This is a genomic window from Lactococcus sp. S47 (assembly GCF_016517475.1).
Taxonomy (GTDB): domain Bacteria; phylum Bacillota; class Bacilli; order Lactobacillales; family Streptococcaceae; genus Lactococcus; species Lactococcus lactis.
Genome location: NZ_JACVUB010000001.1, coordinates 394488 through 420062, shown reverse-complemented (window position 1 = coordinate 420062; position 25575 = coordinate 394488). Strand labels below are relative to the sequence as shown.

19 protein-coding genes and 1 riboswitch are annotated in these 25575 nt (G+C 33.5%); of the genes, 18 read left to right on the top strand and 1 reads right to left on the bottom strand.

The features are described 5' to 3' along the window. The first annotated feature begins 12 nt into the window (after window positions 1-12). From thiD to IAE52_RS01910, 13 genes are all read left to right on the top strand, one after another. Window positions 13-816, top strand: coding sequence for a bifunctional hydroxymethylpyrimidine kinase/phosphomethylpyrimidine kinase (gene thiD, locus IAE52_RS01970; protein ID WP_109990970.1), 804 nt, complete (start codon window positions 13-15; stop codon window positions 814-816). Beyond that, window positions 806-1453: a thiamine phosphate synthase gene (gene thiE / locus IAE52_RS01965; RefSeq protein WP_109990969.1), complete on the top strand. Its 648-nt coding sequence runs from the start codon at window positions 806-808 to the stop codon at window positions 1451-1453. The genes thiD and thiE overlap by 11 nt, the downstream gene beginning before the upstream one ends. A 189-nt stretch (window positions 1454-1642) precedes the next feature. Continuing rightward, the gene (gene dltX, locus IAE52_RS01960; protein WP_003130223.1) at window positions 1643-1774 is read left to right on the top strand and encodes a teichoic acid D-Ala incorporation-associated protein DltX; all 132 of its coding nucleotides are present in this window, start codon (window positions 1643-1645) and stop codon (window positions 1772-1774) included. A 24-nt stretch (window positions 1775-1798) separates the two neighbouring features. Continuing rightward, complete coding sequence (gene dltA / locus IAE52_RS01955; RefSeq protein ID WP_200136639.1) at window positions 1799-3298, top strand: D-alanine--poly(phosphoribitol) ligase subunit DltA; 1500 nt, start codon at window positions 1799-1801, stop codon at window positions 3296-3298. Continuing rightward, window positions 3298-4521 (top strand): D-alanyl-lipoteichoic acid biosynthesis protein DltB, encoded by a 1224-nt coding sequence (gene dltB / locus IAE52_RS01950; protein WP_010905856.1) that lies wholly within the window; start codon window positions 3298-3300, stop codon window positions 4519-4521. Before dltA ends, dltB begins: the two co-directional genes overlap by 1 nt. Window positions 4522-4562: 41 nt before the next feature. Then, the gene (gene dltC / locus IAE52_RS01945) at window positions 4563-4802 is read left to right on the top strand and encodes a D-alanine--poly(phosphoribitol) ligase subunit DltC (protein ID WP_003130226.1); all 240 of its coding nucleotides are present in this window, start codon (window positions 4563-4565) and stop codon (window positions 4800-4802) included. Beyond that, window positions 4792-6078, top strand: a complete 1287-nt coding sequence (dltD, locus tag IAE52_RS01940; protein WP_109990967.1) for a D-alanyl-lipoteichoic acid biosynthesis protein DltD — start codon at window positions 4792-4794, stop codon at window positions 6076-6078. The genes dltC and dltD overlap by 11 nt, the downstream gene beginning before the upstream one ends. A 61-nt stretch (window positions 6079-6139) precedes the next feature. Beyond that, a riboswitch (M-box (ykoK) riboswitch) is annotated at window positions 6140-6300 on the top strand. A 256-nt stretch (window positions 6301-6556) separates the two neighbouring features. Next, window positions 6557-9289 carry a magnesium-translocating P-type ATPase gene (gene mgtA, locus IAE52_RS01935; protein ID WP_109990966.1) on the top strand — a complete coding sequence of 911 codons (2733 nt, stop codon included), beginning with the start codon at window positions 6557-6559 and terminating at the stop codon, window positions 9287-9289. Window positions 9290-9382: 93 nt separating this feature from the next. Then, complete coding sequence (locus tag IAE52_RS01930) at window positions 9383-10036, top strand: metal-dependent transcriptional regulator (RefSeq protein WP_012897863.1); 654 nt, start codon at window positions 9383-9385, stop codon at window positions 10034-10036. Window positions 10037-10191: 155 nt separating this feature from the next. Then, complete coding sequence (metE, locus tag IAE52_RS01925) at window positions 10192-12465, top strand: 5-methyltetrahydropteroyltriglutamate--homocysteine S-methyltransferase (protein ID WP_109990965.1); 2274 nt, start codon at window positions 10192-10194, stop codon at window positions 12463-12465. Next, window positions 12455-13306 carry a methylenetetrahydrofolate reductase [NAD(P)H] gene (gene metF / locus IAE52_RS01920; RefSeq protein ID WP_058212926.1) on the top strand — a complete coding sequence of 284 codons (852 nt, stop codon included), beginning with the start codon at window positions 12455-12457 and terminating at the stop codon, window positions 13304-13306. Before metE ends, metF begins: the two co-directional genes overlap by 11 nt. Before the next feature lie 363 nt (window positions 13307-13669). After that, window positions 13670-14692 carry a 3-deoxy-7-phosphoheptulonate synthase gene (locus tag IAE52_RS01915; protein ID WP_058204683.1) on the top strand — a complete coding sequence of 341 codons (1023 nt, stop codon included), beginning with the start codon at window positions 13670-13672 and terminating at the stop codon, window positions 14690-14692. Between the two features lie 285 nt (window positions 14693-14977). Further along, window positions 14978-16078, top strand: a complete 1101-nt coding sequence (locus IAE52_RS01910; protein WP_162551454.1) for a lactate oxidase — start codon at window positions 14978-14980, stop codon at window positions 16076-16078. A gap of 59 nt (window positions 16079-16137) precedes the next feature. Here the strand turns inward: IAE52_RS01910 and IAE52_RS01905 are convergent, their stop codons facing one another. Beyond that, window positions 16138-17613, bottom strand: a complete 1476-nt coding sequence (locus IAE52_RS01905) for an alpha-amylase (protein WP_109990963.1) — start codon at window positions 17611-17613, stop codon at window positions 16138-16140. 237 nt (window positions 17614-17850) lie between these two features. Here IAE52_RS01905 and IAE52_RS01900 point away from each other — a divergent pair, with 237 nt between their 5' ends. From IAE52_RS01900 to glpK, 5 genes are all read left to right on the top strand, one after another. Beyond that, on the top strand, window positions 17851-18753 hold the full coding sequence (locus IAE52_RS01900; RefSeq protein WP_058203089.1) for a hypothetical protein: 903 nt from the start codon (window positions 17851-17853) through the stop codon (window positions 18751-18753). 216 nt (window positions 18754-18969) lie between these two features. Further along, on the top strand, window positions 18970-20919 hold the full coding sequence (locus IAE52_RS01895; RefSeq protein ID WP_109990962.1) for a sodium:proton antiporter: 1950 nt from the start codon (window positions 18970-18972) through the stop codon (window positions 20917-20919). A gap of 329 nt (window positions 20920-21248) precedes the next feature. Continuing rightward, on the top strand, window positions 21249-21956 hold the full coding sequence (locus IAE52_RS01890) for a hypothetical protein (protein WP_058203087.1): 708 nt from the start codon (window positions 21249-21251) through the stop codon (window positions 21954-21956). Window positions 21957-22225: 269 nt separating this feature from the next. Then, window positions 22226-23692, top strand: coding sequence for a helix-turn-helix domain-containing protein (locus IAE52_RS01885; protein WP_026138903.1), 1467 nt, complete (start codon window positions 22226-22228; stop codon window positions 23690-23692). 365 nt (window positions 23693-24057) lie between these two features. Then, window positions 24058-25554, top strand: coding sequence for a glycerol kinase GlpK (gene glpK, locus IAE52_RS01880; protein WP_038600881.1), 1497 nt, complete (start codon window positions 24058-24060; stop codon window positions 25552-25554). Window positions 25555-25575: the final 21 nt, after the last annotated feature.

Sequence of the window (25575 nt, the reverse complement as noted above, 5' to 3'; positions counted from 1 at the left end):
GGAGAAAAATAAATGATTGATGTTTCTCAAGTTGTGACAATCGCTGGAATTGATTCTTCTGGTGGGGCTGGTATTAATGCTGACCTAAAAACTTTTCATAATCAAAAAGTATATTCGGCAACGATTGTGACAGGGTTGACAGCGCAAAATACCTATGGAGTACAAGAAATTTTACCGACAAATAAAGCTTTTATTTTGGCTCAATTTGACTCAGTATTTTCTGATTTGGAAATTTCGTCAGCTAAAACGGGGGCACTTTTTGATATCGCTCAAGTTGAAGCGGTAATTCAAGGCTTGAAAAAATATAAACCGAAGCATTTGGTGGTGGATCCGGTAATGGTGGCTAAAGGCGGGGCAATTCTTTTGACAAGAGAAGCCATTGATTTGATAAAAAATGAATTATTACCTTTAGCAGAATTGGTCACTCCCAATTTGGAAGAGGCAGAGGTTATGTGTGGCTATAAAATTACTGACGAAAAGGAAATTTTAAAAGCCCTTCATGATATTCAAAAGTTAGGTACTAAAAATGTGCTGATTAAAGGGGGACATGGTAATGGAGAACTGGTCAGAGATTATTTATTGATGACAGATGGTTCTGTCAGTACTTATGACTCTAAAAGATTACTGACAGAAAGAACACACGGAACCGGAGATACACTTTCTTCTTATATTACAGCTCATTTAGCTTTAGGAGAAGATTTAAAAGAGGTGATGCCAAAAGCTAAATTGTTTATTACTGAAGCTATTTCACAAACAATTAATGTTGGTCACGGTCATGGACCGTTAAACCATTGGGTGACAATTAATGAAAAATAAAATTTTAGACCTGAGGGCGTATTTTATTGCTGGCCCACAAGATTTTCCAAAACTTTCAATTGATGATGCAATCGATAAAATTTCTGTAATCATAAAAAGTGGAGTAACGGTTTATCAATTTCGTGATAAGGGAACAATTTATAAAAATAATAATCAACGATTAGAAGTAGCAAAAAGACTACAAGAAGTAGCTCAGAAAGCGGCTGTTTCTTTTATTGTGAATGATGATGTTGAATTAGCGCGTGAACTGTCAGCTGACGGGATTCATGTCGGACAAGACGATGATTCTGTCAGTAAAATTCGCGAGCTGATTGGCCAAGAAATGTGGGTAGGACTTTCTGTCAGTAATGATATGGAATTAGAAAGCGCTCAAAAAAGTGGAGCTGACTATTTGGGAATTGGTCCAATTTATCCAACAAATAGCAAGTCCGACGCAGCAGAACCAATTGGGATTGACCATTTAAGAAAAATGCTTGAGCATAATCAATTACCAACTGTTGGAATTGGTGGAATTACTGAAAATTCACTGACAGAGCTTTCAAAAATTGGTTTGGATGGAGTTGCGGTAATTTCTTTGCTGACAGAATCCGAAAATTACAAAAATATGGTTCAAAAAATTAAGCAAAATATTAGATGAAAAAGATGTTGTACCCTTAAAAATACAACAAAACAAAATGATTCCGTTTTCTTTTTATTATATAAATTAAACTTACACAAATGTAAGTTTTTTTTCTTTAATAAATGTTATAATCAGAGTCATAAATGATATGAGATTAACTGAGTATTTTAAAAACCTCTTATTACTTTATATTTAAAAGGAGTTCCAATGGACAAGAAAAAAGAAATTCGTCTATTTTTGGCTAAAACAGTATTTTACTTTATAATTATTTTAATTCTGCTCTATCTTTATTCCTACAGTCATACTGGCGGAGCACACTTTATCTATAACGAATTTTAGAGAGAATTATCGAAGGAGTTAATTATGAAATTATTAGAACAAATTTTTGAAATTGCAAAAAAAGAACCAGACCTTATTGTACTTGCCGAGCGTGAGCAGAAATTTACTTACCGTCAATTATTTGCCGCGGTTTCACATATCTCAGAACAAATCAATGAACGCAATTTAAATCAGCGTCCAATCTTGATTTTCGGTAAAAACGATTTTATCACTTTAGCAGCCATGCTTGCGACAAATTTAACTGGTCACGCTTATATTCCTGTTGATGCTCACACACCATTTGAGCGGACAGAAATGATTAAATCAGCGGCAAAACCAGCGGCGGTACTCACTACAGTTGAGCTGTCAGCAGATTTTGAAGCACTTTTTACTGACAGAATTTCTCTTGAACTTACTGACCAGATTTTGACTGACAAACTTCCAGCACTTGATTTTTCTAAAGCTGTTTCTGGAAATGACAGCAATTATATTATTTATACTTCTGGAACAACAGGAGTACCAAAAGGTGTTGAAGTCAGTCATGATAATCTTGTGACTTTCACCAATTGGATGAACAATGATTTTATGAAAATTGAAAATAATCAAATCTTGTCACAAGCCCTTTACAGCTTTGATTTATCAATTTTCAGCTTGTATCCAAGTCTTACAACTGGCGGAACATTAATTTCACTCTCACGTGACGAAACAACCAACTTCAAATTACTTTTTGAACGTTTGAACAAAACGGTCATTAATACTTGGATTTCAACACCATCATTTGTTGATATTTGCTTATTGGACCCTTCGTTCACTGAGAAAGAACACCCTCAATTAGTTCAATTTATTTTCTGCGGTGAAGAATTAACAAAGAAAACAGCAGAAAAATTACTGACAGCTTTTCCGTCAGCAAATATATACAATACCTATGGTCCAACAGAAGCAACAGGAGCCATTTCGTCAGTAAAAATCACGAAAGAATTACTGACAGAAAATGATCGTGTCCCAATTGGTTTTGCCAAACCAGGTGTTGACTTAAAAATTATGGATAAGGAAATCATCATTGTTGGTGATTCGGTAGCCAAAGGTTACTTTGAAAATCCAGAAAAAACTGAGCAAGCCTTTTTCACAGTCGACGGAAAACCCGCTTATCATACAGGAGATGCCGGTTCAATTTCGGCTGACGGAATGCTCCGTTACCAAGGACGAATTGATTTTCAAGTTAAATTTAATGGATTCCGTATTGAACTTCAAGATATTGAAGCCAATATTCAAAACTTAAAAGAGATTGAAAAAGCGGTAGTCTTACCGAAAACGAATGACCAGCATAAAGTCACCGCATTAATCGCTTATTTAGAAACAGAAAAAACATTTGAAGACCGTGCAGCCGAACGCGCCTTCACAAAAGAACTCAAATCTGAACTTTCAAAAACAATTATGGATTACATGATGCCAACTAAGTTTGTTTATCTTAAAAAGTTCCCATTGAATCAAAATGGCAAAGTTGACCGCAAGGCACTCGCCCAAAAAGAGCGAGGTGACAACTAGTGCAACCCTATTCAACACCCTTTTACTTCGTGATTTTAGGACTTGCTTTAATTCCTATCGTTATTGCCCAGCTTCTGGGCAAAAAACTCATGTGGTATCAAGTCCTATTGACCATCGCTTTTCTTTGGCTGACATTTTCGGGAACAGTGACAATTTGGGCATTAATCGGCTTCGGAGTCTTCCAGACCATCATTGTAAAATTCTATGAGTGGTATCGAGTAAAACAAAACAAGAATCAGAGTTTTGTTTTCTACCTCATCATTCTGCTCTCTATTTTGCCATTAGTGATTGTCAAAGTGCATCCTCTGTTCAATCCAGGACCTGGACCAGGTTCAATTCTTGGATTCTTAGGAATCTCTTACATCAGTTTTAAGACAGTAGCCATGATTATGGAAATACGAGACGGACTTATTAAAGCCGTTCCTCTTAAAGAATTTCTATATTTCCTCTATTTCTATCCAACGATTTCATCAGGACCAATTGACCGATTCCGACGTTTTGTTAAAGAACTAAAAGCGCCAGTTGTCACTGAAAAATACCTTGATTTATTAAATAAAGGTGTCTTTAGAATTTTCCAAGGTTTCCTTTATAAATTCATCATCGGATACTTGATTGACCAATATTGGCTACATGGCATTGCAATCTCTGCAACGATACACCCAAGCTTCTTGAACGTTTCATCATCAATGTATGCTTACGGACTCTATCTATTCTTTGATTTTGCTGGCTACTCACTCTTTGCTATTGGTGTCAGCAATTTAATGGGATATGACCTCCCACACAACTTTAACAAACCTTTCCTAGCTAAAAATATTCATGACTTTTGGCAAAGATGGCACATGACTTTGAGTTTTTGGTTCCGTGACTTTGTATTCATGAGATTAGTGAAAACATTCATGGTTAAAAAATGGTCGAAAAATATGATAACCATCTCAAATGTTGGTTACCTCGCAAATATGTTACTCATGGGATTCTGGCATGGTTTAACTTGGTATTACATCCTTTATGGTTTCTACCACGCTATGTTAATGATTGGGTATGACGCATGGAAACGTCTGAAGAAACGTAAAAACTGGAAAATTCCAGATAATAAATGGACAAGTGCTATAAGTATTTTCATTACATTTAATCTAGTATTTATCAGTTTCCTTATTTTCTCAGGAATACCAAATCATATCATTATGCACTGCATAGATCCACATTTCCCACTTCCTAACTTCTAAAAGGCGTTAGGCATATCATAAAAAACATTAGGAGAAACAAAATGAAAGAACAAATTTTTGATATTATCGAAACCGTATCAGGCACAGACGAATTCCGTGAAGACTTAGACATGGATTTATTTGAAGAAGGAATTCTTGATTCAATGAGAGCCATCATGCTCATTGTTGAATTAGAAGGCGCTTTTGATATCAGTCTTCCACCATCAGAAATGGACCGTGAAGATTGGAATACAGCAAATAAAATAGCAGCACGCGTTCAGGAAAAAAAGGATGAAAATTAAAATTTTTAGAGCCATTGGCCCATTAATTGCAGCTTTAGCCCTTGTTGGCTTACTGATATTTCTCCCAATAAATGTTGGTATGAAATACTCAAAAGACCAACTTGTTAAATTTGCTCAATCACCACTAAATACTCCAAGCTTTACAGGCTATTCAATTAAAAAACAAGCCTATTCAGACCCCGAGTTTTTACCAGTTCTTGGTTCATCAGAAATGGAACATGTGGATTCTTTTCACCCAAGTGCCTATTTCAAAAAATACAATTCTGGTTTTACGCCATTCTTAGTAGGACAACCAGGAACAACTACTTTAACCCACTTTTTCTACATGAACTCTGTGGCAAATGAGTTAAAAAATCGTAAAATTGTTTTTGTCATTAGTCCACAATGGTTTTCAAAACAAGGAATTGTTGAAAGTGAATTGAAAAACTTTGTATCCAAAGGTGAGATTTACGGTTGGTTAAAAGAAGCAAACCCTAAAGCAGATACCACCACCCAACTTGCAAAACATTTATTAAGATTTAGATCGCTTAAATCTGAAGAGACGATTTATAATTCTCTTGGACGTCTAGCAGATAAAAAACCACTGACCGCTCTACAAAAAATGACTGTGGCGACCAATCTTCAGTTTTGGCGAAAAGAAGATTTACTCTTCTCAAGTGTTTCACAATTCACAGCACAACCTCTTGGACTTACACCAAAAATTAATAAGTTTGCTAAAGAATTACCCAATGATCCAACCTCTGAAAACTTAGAAAAATTGGCAGTTGACCAAGGAAAAGATAGTTCAAATAACAATCCTTTCCAAATCAATAATAAAGTTTGGGATAAGAAAATAAAATCTAAATATAAACATCTAGAAAATTACAAAAAACATGTTTCCTATTTAGAAAGTCCAGAGTATCAAGATTTCCAACAGCTCTTAAATGTGTTTGCCAAAAATAATAATGATGTTTTATTTGTTATTCAACCAGTAAATGGCTCATGGTCATCTTACACTGGAGTATCAAAAGCAACACTCGAAAATTTCAGCTCTAAAATTAAAACACAATTGCGCAGTCAAGGCTTTTATCAAATTGCTGACTTAACAGATATGTATAACACGCCTTATGCCTCTGGTGATACTGTTCACTTTGGTACTAAAGGTTGGTTAGCCACAGACAAAGCGATTGAAAAATTCATGAAGACACCAAGCAAGGTCAACTATCATATTGATAATTCGTTATTTTTATCAAAAGATTGGGCAATGAATGGTGCAACAGAGTCTATAGTAAATTAAAAATAAAAAAGATTGACAAAAAAGAATATGTCAGTTATAATAATAAAGGTTATGTCTATGACATAATCGTCGGTAGGTGAGGCTACCGCAGGGATACGGGTTGCTGCCGCAGAGTCGTGGAGACACGATGAGAGGGCTAACAGTTCACGTCGACAAACAAGGCGTGAAATAGTGCAACAACATTGCCCTGCGGAGCTAAAGCTTGAACGATAGCTTGTAACTGATTCGCTCTATAGTAGTGGTATCTTTTTTGGAATTATTCCCTTGCCTACGTTTAAGTTTTGTAGGCAAGGTTTTTTATATTTAAAAAGGAGGTGAAAACGGAAATGGAATCCCAGAGTATTAATAGTCCCGAGCCTGATAGGCCGCAGATAATTAACGTGATAAGAGCAGCTTTCCGTTTTTATCACCTTCTTTAAAGTGCCTAACGTTTGGGACTGTACACACAAAAATATTATAGAATATGAGGTACAGACCAATGAAAAAAATTAGAAAAACACTCGAAAACACAAAAAGAGCTACAACATTTGTAGATAACAATGAAATAAATGCAAGATTAGAATTTGCAAAAACTTCTACAAAAGAGGAGCTATTTCAAAAATTTAAAACATCAAATAAAGGATTAAGTGAAGAACAAGTAGAAATCTCTCGTGAACAATATGGAGATAATACGATTACGCGTGGTAAAAAAACTTCACTTATTAAACGGCTTTATCAAGCGTTCATCAATCCTTTTACCATTATATTGTTTGTCTTAGCATTAGTTTCAGCTTTTACGGATATTATCTTAGCAGCTCCTGGTGAGAAAAATCCCCAAGGACTCATTATCATTACTACAATGGTTTTAATCTCAGGAATTCTGCGTTTCGTTCAAGAGACTAGAAGTGGAAATGCTGCTGAGAATCTCTTAAAAATGATTACGACGACGACAAACGTTCATAGATTAGAATCAGGAAGTCAAGAGATTCCTATTGAAGAAGTTCTCGTAGGCGATATTATCCATCTATCAGCTGGAGACATGGTTCCAGCAGACCTTAGGATTATTCAAGCAAAAGACTTATTTATCAGCCAAGCCTCTTTAACTGGTGAAAGCGAACCAGTAGAAAAACTAGATTTAGCTACTGATGAAAAAGATGATTCAATCACAGAGTCAGTAAACCTAGCCTTCATGGGTTCAAATGTCATTTCTGGTAGTGCTTATGGAGTTGTAATTGCAACTGGAGATGCGACCATTTTTGGTGAAATGGCAAAAAGTGTAACCGAAGACTCAACTAAAACAACTTTTGAAAAAGGCGTTAACTCAGTTTCATGGGTCCTTATTCGCTTTATGTTAGTTATGGTTCCATTTGTCTTATTGATCAATGGTTTCACTAAAGGTGATTGGATGGAAGCCGCACTATTTGCTTTAGCAGTTGCTGTTGGTTTAACACCAGAAATGTTACCAATGATTGTGACAACTTGCCTAGCAAAAGGTGCAGTCACAATGTCAAAAGAAAAAACAATCATCAAGAACCTAAATTCTATTCAAAATCTAGGTTCAATGAATATTCTCTGTACTGATAAAACTGGAACATTAACACAAGATAAAGTAGTATTAATGCGTCATTTAGATATTCATGGGCAAGAAAATATTCGAGTATTAAGACATGGATTTTTGAATAGTTACTACCAAACTGGTTTAAAGAATTTAATGGATTTGGCAATTATCGAAGGAGCCGAAGCCAAGCAAGATAAAAATCCTGAACTGGGTGGTCTAAGTAGTAAATATACAAAAGTTGATGAAATTCCTTTTGATTTTGAAAGACGTCGGATGAGTGTTGTAGTAAAAAGCAATACTAATGGAGCGACTTCAAAAACTCAAATGATTACTAAAGGTGCAGCTGAAGAAATGTTAGACATCTGTACTTTGGTTGAAGATAAGAAAAATGTTGTTCCTTTAACTCCTGAACTCAGAGCATACATTCTGAAAAAAGTTGATGAACTTAACGAAGAAGGAATGCGCGTGATTTTAGTCGCTCAAAAAACAAATCCTTCACCAGTAGATACATTCTCGGTTCAAGATGAATCTGAAATGGTGTTAATGGGTTATCTTGCCTTTCTTGATCCACCCAAAGAATCTACAGCAAAAGCAATCAAAGCACTCAATAAATATGGGGTATCAGTTAAAATCTTGACTGGTGATAACGATAAAGTTACTCGTTCAGTTTGCAAACAAGTAGGACTTCCAGTTGATAAAACTATTTTAGGTTCTGATATCGACCAATTAGATGATAATGAATTGGCAAAGGTTGCCAAGGAAGCTTCTGTTTTTGCTAAGTTATCACCTCAACAAAAAGCCAGAATAGTAACAACACTTAGAAATTCAGGCAATAGTGTCGGCTATATGGGAGATGGTATTAATGACGCAGCAGCAATGAAATCATCTGACGTTGGAATTTCAGTAGATAGTGCTGTAGATATTGCCAAAGAGTCAGCTGATGTAATTTTGTTAGAAAAAGATTTAATGGTTCTTGAAAAAGGAATTATTGAAGGAAGAAAAACCTATGCTAACATGATTAAGTATATAAAAATGACAGCAAGTTCTAACTTTGGTAATATGTTCTCAGTTCTAATCGCTAGTGCATTTTTACCATTTATTCCAATGTTATCTATTCATATTCTCTTACTTAATTTAATCTATGATTTCTCTTGTACCGCTATTCCTTGGGATAATGTCGATGAAGAATATTTGGTTGTTCCAAGAAAATGGGATGCAAGTTCTGTAAGTAAATTCATGTTGTGGATTGGCCCAACAAGTTCCGTATTCGATATTACAACTTATCTCCTAATGTTCTTTGTGATTTGTCCAGCAACATTTGGACCATTTAGCTCTCTTGTTCCTGGAAGTGCAGCATATATTGGATTTATCGCGCTCTTCCATACTGGTTGGTTTGTTGAATCAATGTGGACTCAAACCTTGGTTATCCATATGATTCGTACTCCTAAAATCCCATTTTTACAAAGTCGTGCTTCGGCTCCACTAACAATCTTAACTTTCATGGGAATCATTGGACTCACAATCATTCCATTCACAAGCTTTGGACATTCAATTGGTTTAATGGCTTTACCAATTAACTTTTTCCCATGGCTAATTTTAACAGTAGTGATGTATATGATGCTTGTCACCATATTTAAAAAAATATTTGTTTCAAAATACGGTGAATTACTTTAAATAAAAAATAAAAGTGGTGATAATTTATCCCACTTTTATTTTACTTTGGTATAGTCTATGCTATAATTAAATCAAGAAAAGTAAGGTAAAAAAATGAAAACATCAAAAAATGAACAAGACTATCTAAAAGCAATATATAGCCTAAAAAATGAAAATAATGGATCTGTTAGTATTAATGCCATTGCTCAAAAATTATCAGTATCATCACCAAGCGCCACTGAAATGATTAAACGATTAGCCAAAAAAGAACTTGTTATTCATAAACCTTATTATGGGGTATCACTTACAGACTTAGGAAATCACGAAGCGAGATTTATTTTAAAAAGTCATAGGGTCTGGGAAACTTTTCTTTTTGAGAAGGTTGGATATACAATGGAGGAAGTGCACGATGAAGCCGAAAATTTAGAACATGCTTCATCACCAAGGTTGATTGAATCTCTATATGTCCTGATGGGCTATCCAGCAACTGACCCTCACGGCTCAGAAATTCCTACAGAATCATTTTGGCTGAAAAATGAAGTGGAACTCACACTTGATGAAGCACAAGTTGATCAGACTTACCACGTTACTGCTATAGAAGAAGAAGGAAAAAACTTTTTCAAAAAATTAGAAATTTCTCTTCCACATCTTATTAAAGTAATCGATAAATTAGAAGATAAATCAATAATTATTAAAGAAGATCGAGAAAGTTCAATTGTAATCCCACCATTTTTACAATCTAAAATTCATCTCATGCATAGAAGATAAGATAAGATACACTAAAAGTCCAAGAAATTTATTTGGACTTTTTATTTTTGAGTTTTCATATAGTTTTAAACTATAGGTCATCATATTAAAAATGTATTATTAAAGTTTTATTAAATTTGATAAGATAGACCTATTAAAAATTGGAGACTATGACTATGAAAAAATCAATTATTGCTTTCCCACGTATCGGTTCAAACCGTGAATTAAAATTTGCTCTTGAAAAATATTTTCGTAAAGAAATTACAGAAGAAGAATTACAAACAGTAGCCAAAGAAATTCGGTTGGAAAATTGGAAAAGTCAAAAAGAAGCTGGGATTGACTCACCTATTTCCAATGACTTTTCTTTCTATGACCAAACCTTAGATTTATCAATTGCTCTTGGTGCAATTCCAGAGTCTTATAAAAATTTAGAATTAAATGAACTAGATACTTTATTTGCATTAGCGCGTGGTTTCCAAGATGAACAAAATGACGTAAAAGCAAGACCAATGAAAAAATGGTTTAATACAAACTATCATTATTTAGTTCCAGAAATTAACAAAGATACGATTATTAAAGCAAATTTTTCAAAATTATTAAATGAATATAAGGAAGCAAAATCTGCTGGATTTGAAACCAGACCAACAATTATTGGCCCATATACATTTTTAGTTTTAGCAGATTACAAGTCAGGAGCCACGAAAGATACAGTATTATATGATGTTATTGTAGCTTTTCAAACACTACTAAAAGAACTTAATCAACTAGGAGTAGAATGGTTACAGATTGAAGAACCAGCACTTGTTTTAGACCAAACTGAAGAAGAAAAAAAATTATTTGTGAGTATTTATGAAGAACTACTTAAGAGTAAAAACAACCTTAAGATACTTCTTCAAACATATTTTGGAGATGTTCGTGATAGCTATAAAGAAATAGTAAAGCTTGATTTTGATGGTATTGGTCTTGATTTTATAGAAGGAAGAGATTCTTTAACTCTTATTCAAAAATACGGTTTTCCCAAAGAGAAAATACTTTTTGCAGGACTAGTAAATGGAAAAAATATTTGGCGTAATAATTATCAAAAGACACTTGAGCTACTAACCGCTTTAGATGCAGTAGCAGATATCGTAATTAATACAAGCTGCTCTTTACAACATGTTCCGGTAACAGTTAAAAACGAAACTAAATTATCAAAAGAAATTCTTAAACACTTTTCATTTGCCACAGAAAAATTAAATGAAATTGATGAAATTTCCGATATTTATTTTAATAAAAACACTTCTTTTTTGAAGAAGAATATCGAACTTTTTGAAAATGAAAGAGTTCGTGAAAATACTAAACTTAAGCAAAAACTTGATAAATTAACAGAAAAAGACTTTACTAGACAACCGTCACTAGTGGAAAGACGAGCAAGTCAATCTCAATCGCTTAATTTACCACTTTTACCAACCACAACCATCGGTTCATTTCCTCAAACGGCAGAGGTGAGAAAAGTTCGGCTACAAAATAAGCGAGGAGAATTAAGCCAAGCAGATTATGACACATTCTTAGAAGAAAAAATAAAAGAATGTCTTAAACTCCAAGAAGATATTGGATTAGACGTTTTAGTTCATGGTGAATTTGAACGAAATGACATGGTAGAGTATTTTGGAGAAAAGTTAGAAGGTTATGTTTTTACTCAAAAAGCATGGGTTCAATCTTACGGAACACGTTGTGTCAAACCTCCAATCGTGTGGGCTGATGTCACTAGACCAAAATCTATGACCGTCCGTTGGTCAGCCTATGCTCAATCTCAAACATCTAAACCAGTAAAAGGAATGCTGACAGGTCCGGTAACGATTCTAAATTGGTCTTTTCCGCGAGAAGATATTTCGTTAAAAGCAAGTACTTTACAATTGGCATTAGCTGTTCAAGAAGAAGTTCTTGACTTAGAGAAAGCTGGCATTAAGATTATTCAAATTGATGAGGCAGCTTTGAGAGAAAAGTTACCTCTTCGCAAAAGTGATTGGTATAAAGAATATCTAGATTGGGCAATTCCTGCCTTTCGTTTAGTTCACTCTAAAGTAAAACCGGAAACACAAATTCACACGCATATGTGTTATTCTGAATTTGAAGATATTATTCCATCCATTGACGCAATGGATGCTGATGTAATTTCTTTTGAAGCAAGTAGAAGTGAGCTATCAATTATCGATGCGTTGAAAGCTCACCATTTTCAAACTTTGGTTGGACCTGGAGTCTATGATATTCATTCTCCACGAATACCTAGCGTAAAAGAAATACAAAATCAATTAGAAAAAATATTGGCCAAATTACCAATTGAACAAGTTTGGGTAAATCCTGATTGTGGTCTTAAAACACGTGGTAATGCCGAAACCATTCCTAGTTTAAGACACTTAGTTGAGGCAACTAGGGTGTTAAGAAAGGAAAAGGTTGAATATGACAAGTAATTCCAAAATTCTTTCTTTTGAAGTTTTTCCACCTACAACTCAAATTGGAAGTACCAACTTGGTAAAGACCTTGGATAGCCTAAGAACTCTCTCGCCAGATTTTATCAGTGTAACTTGTAGTAACAATAATTATGATAATATTGGAGATACAACTATAAAGTTTGCTGATTATGTAAACAATACACTAGATATTCCAGCGGTTGCTCATTTACCTGCCGCTTATTTAGATAAAGCTCAAGTGATCGAAATTTTGGAACGGTTAAAAGATAAACAAATCAAAAAAATTCTTGCTTTAAGAGGTGATATCAGCGATGAACCGATGAAAGATGATTTTAAATTTGCAAGTGATTTGGTTAAATTTATCAAAGATTATGATGATAGTTTTGAAGTTTTAGGTGCTTGCTACCCCGATATTCATCCCGAATCAGTAAATCGAGTGAGTGATTTTCATTATCTGAAAGAAAAAGTAGATGCTGGTTGTGACAGATTAATTACGCAACTATTTTTTGATAATGATAGTTTCTATGATTTTCAAGAACGATGCGCAATTGCTGAGATAAATACTCCGATATTCGCCGGAATAATGCCAGTAGTCAATCGAAATCAAATTCTTCGTCTATTAAAAAATTGTAATACGCCATTACCAGCAAAATTTATTAGAATACTCGAAAAATATGAACATAATCCTTTAGCTTTAAGGGATGCTGGAATTGCTTACGCCATCGACCAAATCGTTGATTTAGTAACAGAGGATGTTGCTGGAATTCACCTCTATACGATGAATAATGCAAATACAGCACACTCCATCCATGCTTCAATTTCTTCTTTATTTACCGTTTGATACATAATAAAAGTTATGTAAAAAGAAATTTTGAAATAAAATTAAGAAAAAATAGATAAATAATTGACAAATCAAAAAATTTTAATTATACTAACTAATAATATTAAATATCGAGGTTCCAAAATGATTAACAACTTTAAAAAATTTTATTTTTTCTTTATGAATGATCCACATTAGTTTTTGGCTAATAAAATGTGGGTCCTCTTTGATGTTCGTTAATCATCTAGGGGATAAAGAAGACGTCCCCTGGGACGTCTTTTTTTATTATAAAGGAGGCACATAAAAAGTAAAATAGAAAAAATTTATTGCAAGTAAAATATTATTAAGTATTTTTACTAAAAAACTATAGAAAAAAGGTAAAAGATGACTTTTAAAGAACTCAGTAACAAAATTAACATTAAAGATGTAAAAGAGCTAAATCATTTAAATGATGAGCAACGAGAAAAGAAAGAAAAACGTGATAAGGAACTTGAAGCGATAATTAAGGGTGAAGACGATAGAATCCTCTTAGTCATTGGCCCCTGCTCATCGGATAATGAAGCTGCAGTTCTAGAATATGCTCACAGATTGTCAAAACTTCAAAAAGAAGTAGAAGATAAAATTTTTATTGTGATGCGTGTTTATACTGCAAAACCGCGGACAAACGGAGATGGCTATAAAGGTCTCATTCATGAACCTGATGCAGATGGACATACAGACCTTATCAATGGGATAAAAATGGTTCGTGACCTTCACTATAAAGTAATTACTGAAACTGGTCTGACTACAGCAGATGAGATGCTATACCCAGAAAATCTACCATTAGTTGATGACTTAGTAAGTTACTATGCAGTTGGCGCTCGCTCAGTTGAAAATCAACAACATCGCTTTGTTGCCTCAGGAATAGATGCCCCAACAGGAATGAAAAACCCGACATCAGGGAATTTAAAAGTTATGTTTAATGGAATGTATGCAGCCCAACAATCTCAAGATTTTCTATTTGGGAATGCTGAAGTAGAAACATCAGGAAATTTATTAGCTCATGCCATCCTTCGTGGTGGACAAGATGAAAATGGTAAAAACCATCCAAATTACTATACAGATAATCTTCTTGAAAGTATCGAAATATACGAAAAAATGGGCTTACAAAATCCATTTATTGTTATTGATACTAATCATGATAACTCTGGGAAGAAGTATATGGAACAAATAAGAATTGTTCGTCAAACATTAGTCAATCGTAATTGGGATGAACAAATTCATAAATATGTCAGAGGATTTATGATTGAATCATATCTTGAAGACGGTCGTCAAGACAAACCAGAAGTATTTGGAAAATCAATCACTGACCCATGTTTGGGTTGGGATAAAACAGAAGAACTTATTAATGAAATTTATAATTCGTGATTGTAAAATGAGAAGGGATGAGTGAGAAACTTAATAGAATATTTTCATATTCTGTTCAGATAGAAAATGAATTTTTCTATCAAAAGTAAAGAACCAAACCTTATCGTACCACCTTTTAAAATAATAATATAAAAGCGTAGTTTTGCTACTTTTTTAATTTATCTTTTTATATAAGTTTTAGTTTATAAAAAAATAAATCTTTCATTTGTGTATTTTTTAAAAATAAGATGTATAATGTATTTATCATCTACAGATGTAAACTTTACAAAAAATAGGAGAACTAAGATGACTTATAAAACTAGTACTGAAAACAAAGCGTTAGAAATTGTAAATGTTAAATCACTTGAAGGTAAAGTGAAACAAAGTATGGAGGCTGCGGGAAATAAAGGTGCTTTTGGCTATATTCGTGGTGGCTCTGAAGATGAGTGGACACTGAATGAAAATACATCAGCATTTAACAAAAAACAAATTATGCCTCGAGTATTAAGAGGAATTGATTCTGCAGATTTAAGTACCTCACTCTTTGGTATAAAGCTAAAAACACCAATAATCCAAGCACCAGTTGCCGCCCAAGGCCTTGCTCATGAAGAAGGAGAAGTTGCAACTGCTAAAGCGATGGCTGAAGTTGGCTCAATCTTTTCAATTAGTACTTACGGAAGTACATCAGTGGAAGACGCCGCAAAAGCAGCACCAGGTGCACCGCAATTTTTCCAATTATACATGAGTAAAGATGATAAATTTAATGAATTTCTTTTGAAAAAAGCTGTATCAGCTGGAGTTAAGGCAATTATTTTAACCGCTGATTCAACATTAGGTGGCTATAGAGAAGAAGACATTGTCAATCATTTCCAATTTCCTTTACCAATGCCAAATCTAGCTGCTTTTTCAGAAAGTGATGGAACTGGCAAAGGAATCAGCGAAATCTATGAAGCAGCAAAACAAGGTCTTGTTTTAGAAGATATTCAAAAAATTAAAAAAATAACAAATCTTCCTGTAATTGTTAAGGGGGTCCAATCTCCTATTGATGCAGATGATGCCATTAACGCTGGGGCAGACGGTATCTGGGTTTCAAATCATGGGGGACGACAATTAGATGGAGGACCTGCTTCAATTGATGTCCTACCCCTCATCGCTAAAAGTGTTAATCATCGAGTTCCTATTGTTTTTGACAGTGGAGTTAGACGTGGGGAACATGTCTTCAAAGCTTTAGCACAAGGAGCAGATGTTGTTGCGGTAGGTCGTCCAGTTCTTTATGGTTTGAATTTAGGGGGAGCCAAAGGCGTTCAATCTGTTTTTGAACACTTAAACAAAGAGCTAAGTATTACTATGCAACTTGCTGGAACAAAAAATATTGAAGAAATCAAACATACCTCATTGATTGACTAATAGTTCAAATAAAAAAGTACCTTATTAGAGGTACTTTTTTATCCTATTTGATAAAGTAGTTAGTTTTGAAAGTTCATTTGATCAATTTTTGAAACAATTTCCTTATCTACCCAAACCGAAACACTTCCATCATTGACGTAAAATTCAGCTCCACCATTTTGATCCAGCGTAATAGGTATTTCATGTCTTCCAAATAAATCTATATAAACTTTACCTGCATACGCCTTATCAATTATCATATATTTTGAGCCACCATTTTTATTAGTTAAAATACATGATAATCCATATTCCTTATTATTTATTTTTAAAATATTTGTCCATCCAATAATATCAGGATGATCAAAATAATCTTTTTCCCTTAAAAACTCAGAGTCCTTACGTAATGCTATCATAGTTCTTAAGTTATCACCTACAGGACTAACATTATGTGAGGGTATTCCATATAAATCTCCCCAAAAGACAGTAGGAGTTCCTTTTTTGCGAAGTAAAATTAAGCTATAAGCGTGCTCTTTAAACCAAGCTGGAATCCAAGATTGAAGAGCCTGTCCTTCTTGAGTATCATGGTTATCAACAAAAGTGACCGAGAGTTCTGGCTGGCTGGCAGTGAGTGTGTGATCAAAAAGAGTACGCATATCAAATTCTCCATTGGTTGAAGAGGCTTCTTTCATATTAAAATGTAGTGGTACATCAAATAATTGTATTCTATCACCGGATTGTTCTAGATAATATTCTAATTTGCCAAGATCATCAGACCAGTACTCGCCAACAATAAAAAGTTTTTTATCCAATTGCTTTGCTCTCTGTTCAAGCCATTTATCAAAATATTTGAAATCAATATGTTTAATTGCATCTAATCGAAAACCATCAATTTTTGTCATTTCTGAAAACCAATGTCCCCATTTTTCAAGTTGTTCTACCGTTTCCGAAACACTAAAATCAAGATCAGCCCCCATTAAATAATCAAAATTATTATTCTCTGAATCTACATTCTCATCCCATTCATGTCCTTCAAATTCAAGAATTTCTTCTTGATTTTTCCTTTCATCATAATCAATTCCCGTAAAGTTGTGCCAGGTCCATATATAATTGTCGTATTTTCCTTGTCTTCCTGGAAATGTAAATTTGGTCCAAACTTCAACAGTTTTATTATTTTCGATGTTATGAAGATGATTATCTTCTGCTTTAATATCAGCTTCAATAGTTTCTGTTTCATCAGCACCCATCATGTGATTAAAAACGATATCCGCATACACTTCAATATTGTTGTGGTGTAGTGTATTAATTAAATCAAGATATTCATCTTTAGTCCCATATTTTGTAGGAATTGTCCCTTTTTGATCAAATTCCCCTAAGTCGAATAAATCATAGGTCCCATAACCAACATCTTCAACTCCAGAAGCTGCCTTGGAAGCTGGAGGTAACCACAATCCTGAAAATCCTAACTTTCCTAAGTCAGGAATATTCTCTTTTATATTATTCCAGTGCTGAGAATCTGAGGGTAAATACCATTCAAAAGCTTGAAGGATTGTTTTCATAAAATCATTTCTCCTTTTTCAAATTGATACAATTCTTTTCTAAAAACTAGCGCCATTAATAATTAGTATACACAAAAAGGAATCTGAAGGACAGCAGAATGTTTTAGAATTAATTAGAATATTCAAAAATATAATACTATCATCATTGGTGAATGTATTTTTTGTAAGACGATATTTTTGAATATTCTGAAATTTAGTCATACAATGAATTTATACTGAATTGAAAGGAGTTAGAACATGAAAGAAATTTCTTACAGCAAAATACTCTTAGTAGCTAAAAATGCACATCTTTATTTTTTCGATTCCTTAAATAATATTGATGTAATTTCAGGACGCCGATTAGTCCATTTTATAAAAAGTGATTTGGGAAAGCATCGGCTTGCCCGTTATCAGCTTATTATATTTTTAGATTCTGGTTTTAAAGCTAACTATCCTAATATTATAAAGGATTTTACCGAGGCAAAGATGATTCTATTTTTTTGGAATCATTTGACTCAAAAATATATTGATTTGCTACACACCTCTAGAGAAATAGGAGTAATTGATTCCTACTATAGTTTTGACCCTATTGAAGCAAAAAAATATGGGCTCTATCATAATTCTACTTTTTATACTCCTTGTATAAATTTACCTCTTCAAATACCAGATTATGATTTGTTTTTTGGAGGAAATGATAAAGGAAGAACTCAACTTGCGCATGTTATTTTAGATAAATGTGCCAGTTTAGATATTTCAATATTACTTTATATCATTAATGGAGAAAAAGGTTTTAAAAATAAAGGATATTTACCCTATCCAAAATTTTTAGAGTTCTTAATTAATAGTAATGGTATTCTTGAAATTATGCAAGAAAACCAGACAGGTTTGACCTTGAGAACAATGGAGGCTATTTTCTTTAAGAAAAAATTAGTTACAACAAATAAAGCCATCAAGCATTACCTATTTTATCATCCTGATAATATTTTTATTTTAGGAGAGGACTCAATAGAGAACTTATCTAATTTTTTGGAAAAAGACTATCATCCGCTAGAACATGATAAAATCAATTTTTTTGAAAGCCAAAACTGGTTTGACAGATTCTTATTTCCTGAAAAAGAATTACTGAATATTGAATATCGTGATAGTTTACTGGATGGTTAAAATGTTCAGCAAAATTACTAATGACCAAATCAAAATAAATAAAAAGACGTCAAAATAGATGTCTTTTTATCATTATATTAATAATCTAAATAACTTTTATATACTATGAAAATGACAAATCGTCTTGTATATTTCATAAATTTTAATACTAGTCTTGGAAACCCAATCTTGAACATGTTATACTGTAAGAGTATAAAAATTAGGAAATGGTGTATTATGTCAGCTATTAGTTTTATTGCTGTGATGATGATTGGTGTTATCGGGGCAAATATAATCAAAGAGTTTTTTCCACAAATTTCAGAAACTTTTATCTTGATTGGTGTGGGCCTTATTTTGAGTTTCCTACCAGAATTTCAAAATTTTGAATTGGAGCCAGAGTTTTTTATGATGTTAATCATTGCTCCATTAATGTTTTATGAGGGAAGTAAAACTTCATTAAAAAAAGTACGGAAAAATTTCAGAGGAATATTTTTTCTATCAATTACTTTAGCAGTGGTGACTGTACTTTTAGTAGCAGTGCTTACGAATAATATAATGGGTAGTTGGATTTTCTCTTTAGCTATCTGTTTTGCAGCAATTGTAACGCCAACAGATGCAGTTGCTGTAAAATCAATAATTTCTGGAAAGAAAATGCCCGAAGGGGTTAATGAAGCAGTTGAATTTGAATCTTTATTTAATGATGCAACAGGGTTAGTTTTACTGAGCTTAGGATTATCTGTTTTAGAGAGTGGGCATTTCAGTATTTGGGAAGGACTTGGTCGCTTTATATTTGTCTCAATTGGTGGAATTATAATTGGTTTAGTTGTCGGTGCTCTACTGGTACGAATTAGGACGGCAATCAATCTCAGAGCAACTCGGCCAGAAGCTACCATAATTCCTATTTCAATTCTGACCCCCTTCTTTATTTATTTGTTAGCAGAACATTTTGGAACTTCCGGTGTTTTAGCTGTAGTTGCTGCTGGGTTGATTCATAATTTTGAAGGAGATATGCTCAAACTGACTTCAACAAATGTTCAATTAACGAATAATACAATCTGGGAGATTTTAAGCGATATTCTGAATAACTTTGTTTTCATTCTCTTGGGTGTAAGTCTATTTGGAATTTGGGACATTTTTAAATCACTTGGTTGGAAAGAATCAATTGTTCTATTTTTGATAAGCGTTTTAGTTTATTTACTTATGTTATTCATAAGAAAATTTTGGACTAATAGAAAAGGAAATAGATCAATCGAACACTTTTTCTCTGATGTAAAAGAAGAGCGTAATAGTGATTCAACAATTTTTGCTTTGTCAGGAGCCCATGGAACAATGACATTAGCAATGGCTTTCTCTTTACCTTTGAATACTAGTATTTTGAGCAACGAGAATAGGGAAATTATTATTACAATGGCCGCTATTGTTATTCTTTTAAGTCTTATTGTACCAACACTGATTCTGCCAAAATTATTACCGGCACTTGGAGGTGAAAGTACTGATAATATAAATCAGGTTCGTAACGATATGGTTGATTATGCGATTCTTCATATGGTAGAAGAAATTGAGGATAGTAAAGTTCGTAGTAGTCTTACCAAACAACTACAATCACAAAAAGGATTACAAATCCCTGACCACACTAAGAGTAGTAAATTAATGGACGAGATAATAAGTTGGCAGGAAACATTACTTGATACAACAACTATAAAAGCACAGTTTTCACCTAAAGTTATTGACTATTTTAGAATTTATCTAGAAAACAGTAGTAAACATTCAACTGGTAAGAAAATAAGACGATTATTCTCCAAAAGACGACGTGGCAGAAGAGTAGATTCAGTAGAAATGCAAGAATTTGCGACAATAAGAACCGATATAAGCCGACTAGAAAGCAGTTTATATCAACAAACAATCGAAAAATTAAGTTCTCTTGAAAAAGAGCGATTAGAAAATAAGATAACTGACTTTAGTGATATTGAAGAAGTAAAACATATTTTGGAAAATAGACATTACCGTATTCGTAACGAAATTCAAGAAGATACAATTATTCCAAACGAATTACTCATAGAGGCATTTCAACTTGAATATCAATTTGTATTGAACCAGGTAAAAACTGATGTAATTTCTAAAGAAACAAGTAATAAACTTTTTAAAGAGATAAATAATGCTCAAGTTTTACAATTACAGAAACAATAAAAAGCCTATTGAGGCTTTTTTCTAAAGTAACTAAATATATTACCAATAAAGTTGATTCGCATGGTTCATAGCAACGATAAACGATTATGTTCCATCAAACAGCCGTAGGATCATTACCCTCTTTATTAGAACTCAGTTGATTACTGGTAATTATCAATTCTATTTGCTAGAATATGCTTGTGTTGGACAAGAGCTTATGATGTTGGAGTGTCTTAATTATTTCATTGATAATAATAAAATCAGTCTGTAACAAGTAATGGATGCCTAATGAATTTACAAAAATTTAAAAGATTGTTGCTAGAGAAATTGATACATGGAGGTAATGATAGATGAAATTAATACTATCATCAATTTTGTTAGGATTCGGTGGATTTGATCCAGTGGGAGCAGTGCTTATAATGGCTGCACTAGCAAATGGAACAAAGAAAAAACAAGTATATTTATTTTCTTTAATGGCTCTACTTTCCACGGTCGTTTTCGGATTAATATTTTCATACGGTACTAGTATAAGCTTGAATTATTTTATAAATATAATGAATCATATTCCAGATATGGCTTATGTATTTACCGGTTTTTTGATATCCATTGTATGTGTAGCTTGGTTTATAAGATCTACCTTCCTAAAAGGAAATAAAGAAAGAGTAGATGATCAGAAAGAATCGAAATTTATGAAATTTTCAAAGAGAAGTATGCCACTTGCAGGTTTTATTTTTGGGTTTTGGGCTATGTCAGATCCGACTTTTTGGGCAGTGGTTGCACTAAGTGCAAAAGAGGGGAATATACTATTAACAATATTATGTTTAACAATTTGGATGTTGTTAGGACAGATTCCTTTATATACTTTAGTAGTATCATTAATATTTAATGTCTATGAAAAATTGATTAAAATAGCAAGTAGGTATTTAGATAAAAATAACCGAAGAAAAAAATTAAGTAATGTCACTAGAATAATAATATCATTATTTATATTAGGTATTGGTATTTATTTTTTTATTGATTCATTGGTATATTTACTAAAAGGGATTTGGTTATATTAGTTTATATATTATCGTGAATTAATATAAAACATGTTTAGTGTTTGATAAACAGATTATAATCTAAGTTTATCTAATCACTTTTATAGTTTAGTCGCAAAATATAGAAGTTTAAAAGAAGAATAAGGCTTTTGGTCATATTCTTTTTAGTGTCCAATTTACTATGTTCATACTGAGCAATTTTTAATAACAAAATATAGGGGAGTGATAAAATAGAATGAGAATATGAAAACTCCTACAAAAAATATTAATTTAGAAAAAGAGGAACAGCTGTGAATATTGAAGTTTTACTTGAAAAGAAAGAACAAATACAGGTTAAGATTTTACGTCAGTTGTTCCTCAAACATGATAAGCTAACTGCGCAGGAACTGTGTGATTGGGTAAACCTCTCTCGACCTTCGGTTCAGAGTTATTTGGAGGATATATCTTATATAGGGCGGATGATTGGGAAACCCATGGAAGTTATTCGTCAGAACAATAAACTCGTTCTAAACATGTCGGAATCACAAACCTTAGATGAAGTCATCAGTTTTTTAATCCAAGATAGTATCAAATATCGCCTGATTCTCTTATTTTTAGAACAAAAAAATTACATGATTTTTGAATTAGCAGAACTCTTGCTACTCAGTGAATCTACTTTGTTTCGCAAAATCAAAGAACTCAATAAACTTTTATTGGAATTTGATATTCAAATCAAAAATAATAAATTGATCGGAGAAGAAAGTCAAATTCGCTATTTTTACTATCTGCTATTTGATTCGCTTCATCCTAAATTTCGACCAGATTTGCTGCAAGTCACTAAATTTCAGGTCGAATTTGTACGGCAACTTGAAGAAACATTAAAAGTAAATTTTTCCGAAAGTAGCAAAGATAAACTTTATCGGTGGTTGGCAATCACAGAAAGAAGGCGGAAACTTACAGATATCCAAATTACTAAATCTTTAGAAATGAAGAAAATATACCAAGATGACCATCTCTATCAACTATTGGATTCTCTTTTTTATCAACATATTTATGATAATCAGAGCAAGGATAACTGTGAGACAATTTTTTTCTACGGTTTTCTCCAATCTTTTTTCATTCTAGATAAAGAAAGTTATTACCGTTTTGATATTTATCGCAGTAAAAAAATTCCAACTGTTCTCTTGAATATTTCTTTAAGAGAGCGAATGTTAAACCACTATCGTCCCCATCGTTTAGGTTTCGAAGAGGAGAAATCCATCAGTTATCAGTTAGCTCAAGTAAACAATAAATTCACCTTTTTCCAAGGTAGCCTCTTTACCAAAATTCAAGAAGATTTGATGCTACATAAACAAAACTGGGTCGATAAGAGTTTTCAAGATTTACTTGATAACCTCAAAGATATTGCTTTAAGTTATATACCCAAAGAGCAGGATTTGCCAGAACTCATCTTTGGTTATCGCAATGCCTTGATGCTGCTGGAGCTCTTATCTGCTCAACAATTGACGGTGGCTTATGATTTGTCTGATACACCTGCCTATCAAATCCCGATGGAACACTATCTGAAAAATCACCTCAGATCTGTTGAAAAGATAAAATTAGAGCATTATCAAGAAAGCCAGAGTTATGATCTACTTATCTCAAGTAAAAGAAATGACAGTCGAAAGTTTGTCTATATACTTTCCGAGTTTTCCAGTGATTATGATTTTGAAGAGTTATTGTCGCGTATTGAAAACTTAAAAAAAGAAAAATTTCAAAAAAAAGCAATTTTGAATTAAGAATGAAACACGAAAGAGGGGTGCTCTCCTCTTTTTTTATGTTTTCACGTGAATATTATTTTACATTTATGAATATATTACTGCGGTCCCATTATTTAGCATTTTCTCACTAAATTTATTACAGAATAGATGAAGAATTAAGAATAGCAACTCAAATAAGTTTAAAATTAAATTGGGAGAGACCCCCTCTCTCATTATTTCTTAGTAAGCACAAACTGCCCAAATTCAAGTAATTTTTCTATTCGAATCTGTTGTTTATTATCGACTGCCAATTTTTTTTTGAATTTGATAAAAAATGAAAGTTTCTATTCGTTTTAAAATGCTATAATATAAATCATAGAAAGCGTTTACAAAGGAGAAACAACATGACAGAAACTTCTTACATTATGGCAATTGACCAAGGTACAACAAGCTCAAGAGCTATTATATTTGATAAACATGGTAAACATATCGGCAGCTCCCAAAAGGAATTTACACAGTACTTTCCTAAAGAAGGTTGGGTGGAACATGATGCCAACGAAATTTGGAACTCTGTTCAATCTGTTATCGCAGGAGCATTTATCGAATCTGGTATTAAGCCTGTACAGGTTGCGGGTATTGGTATTACTAACCAACGTGAAACAACCATTATCTGGGATAAAAAAACAGGTATACCAATCTACCATGCCATCGTTTGGCAATCACGTCAATCTTCCAATATTGCAAATGGTCTTAAAGATGCAGGGCATGATGAACTCTTCCACAAAAAGACAGGACTCATTGTCGACTCATATTTTTCAGCTACAAAAATTCGTTGGATTCTTGACCATGTTGAAGGAGCACAAGAGCGGGCGGAACGAGGCGAGCTGCTCTTTGGAACAATTGATACATGGCTTTTATGGAAGTTAACAGATGGCGATGTACATTATACAGACTACTCTAATGCCAGTCGTACTATGCTCTACAACATTCACGAGTTAAAATGGGATGAAGAAATCCTGAAAATTCTGAATATCCCGGCTTCAATGCTTCCAGAGGTTAAATCTAACTCAGAAGTTTATGGTGTGACTAAAGGATTTCATTTCTTCGGATCTGAAGTACCAATCTCAGGTATGGCTGGTGACCAGCAAGCCGCATTATTTGGTCAAATGGCCTTTGAACCAGGGATGATTAAAAATACTTATGGTACAGGTTCATTTATCGTGATGAATACGGGTGAGAAACCACATATTTCCAAAAATAACATGCTCACAACAATTGGCTACGGTATTAACGGAAAAGTTTATTATGCCTTAGAAGGAAGTATCTTTGTTGCAGGTTCATCAATCCAATGGTTACGTGATGGTTTGAAGATGTTGGATCGTGCCAGTGATTCTGAAGAAGTTGCACTCCAGTCTATGAGTCAAGATGAAGTTTATGTGGTTCCAGCTTTTGTCGGCCTTGGCGCACCATATTGGGACCAAGAAGCACGTGGTGCAATGTTTGGTTTAACACGTGGAACAACAAAAGAAGATATTGTGAAAGCAACCTTACAAGGGATAGCTTATCAAGTCCGTGATGTAGTAAGCACCATGAAAGAAGATACAGGAATCGATATGTCTGTACTCAAAGTAGATGGTGGCGCAGCAAATAACGAATACTTGATGCAGTTCCAAGCCGATATCTTGAATATCCCTATTCAACGTGCGGGAGATTTGGAAACGACAGCGCTCGGTGCAGCCTTCCTAGCAGGTCTTGCAGTTGGTTTTTGGAAAGATTTAGAAGAACTCAAAGAATCTTATGAGCCTGGCAAAATTTTCCAAACGCAGATGCAAGAAGAACGTAGAGAAGAACTCTATGCCGGTTGGAAAAAAGCTGTGAATGCAACACGCGCTTTCAAATAATAATCAATTAGACAGTAACAT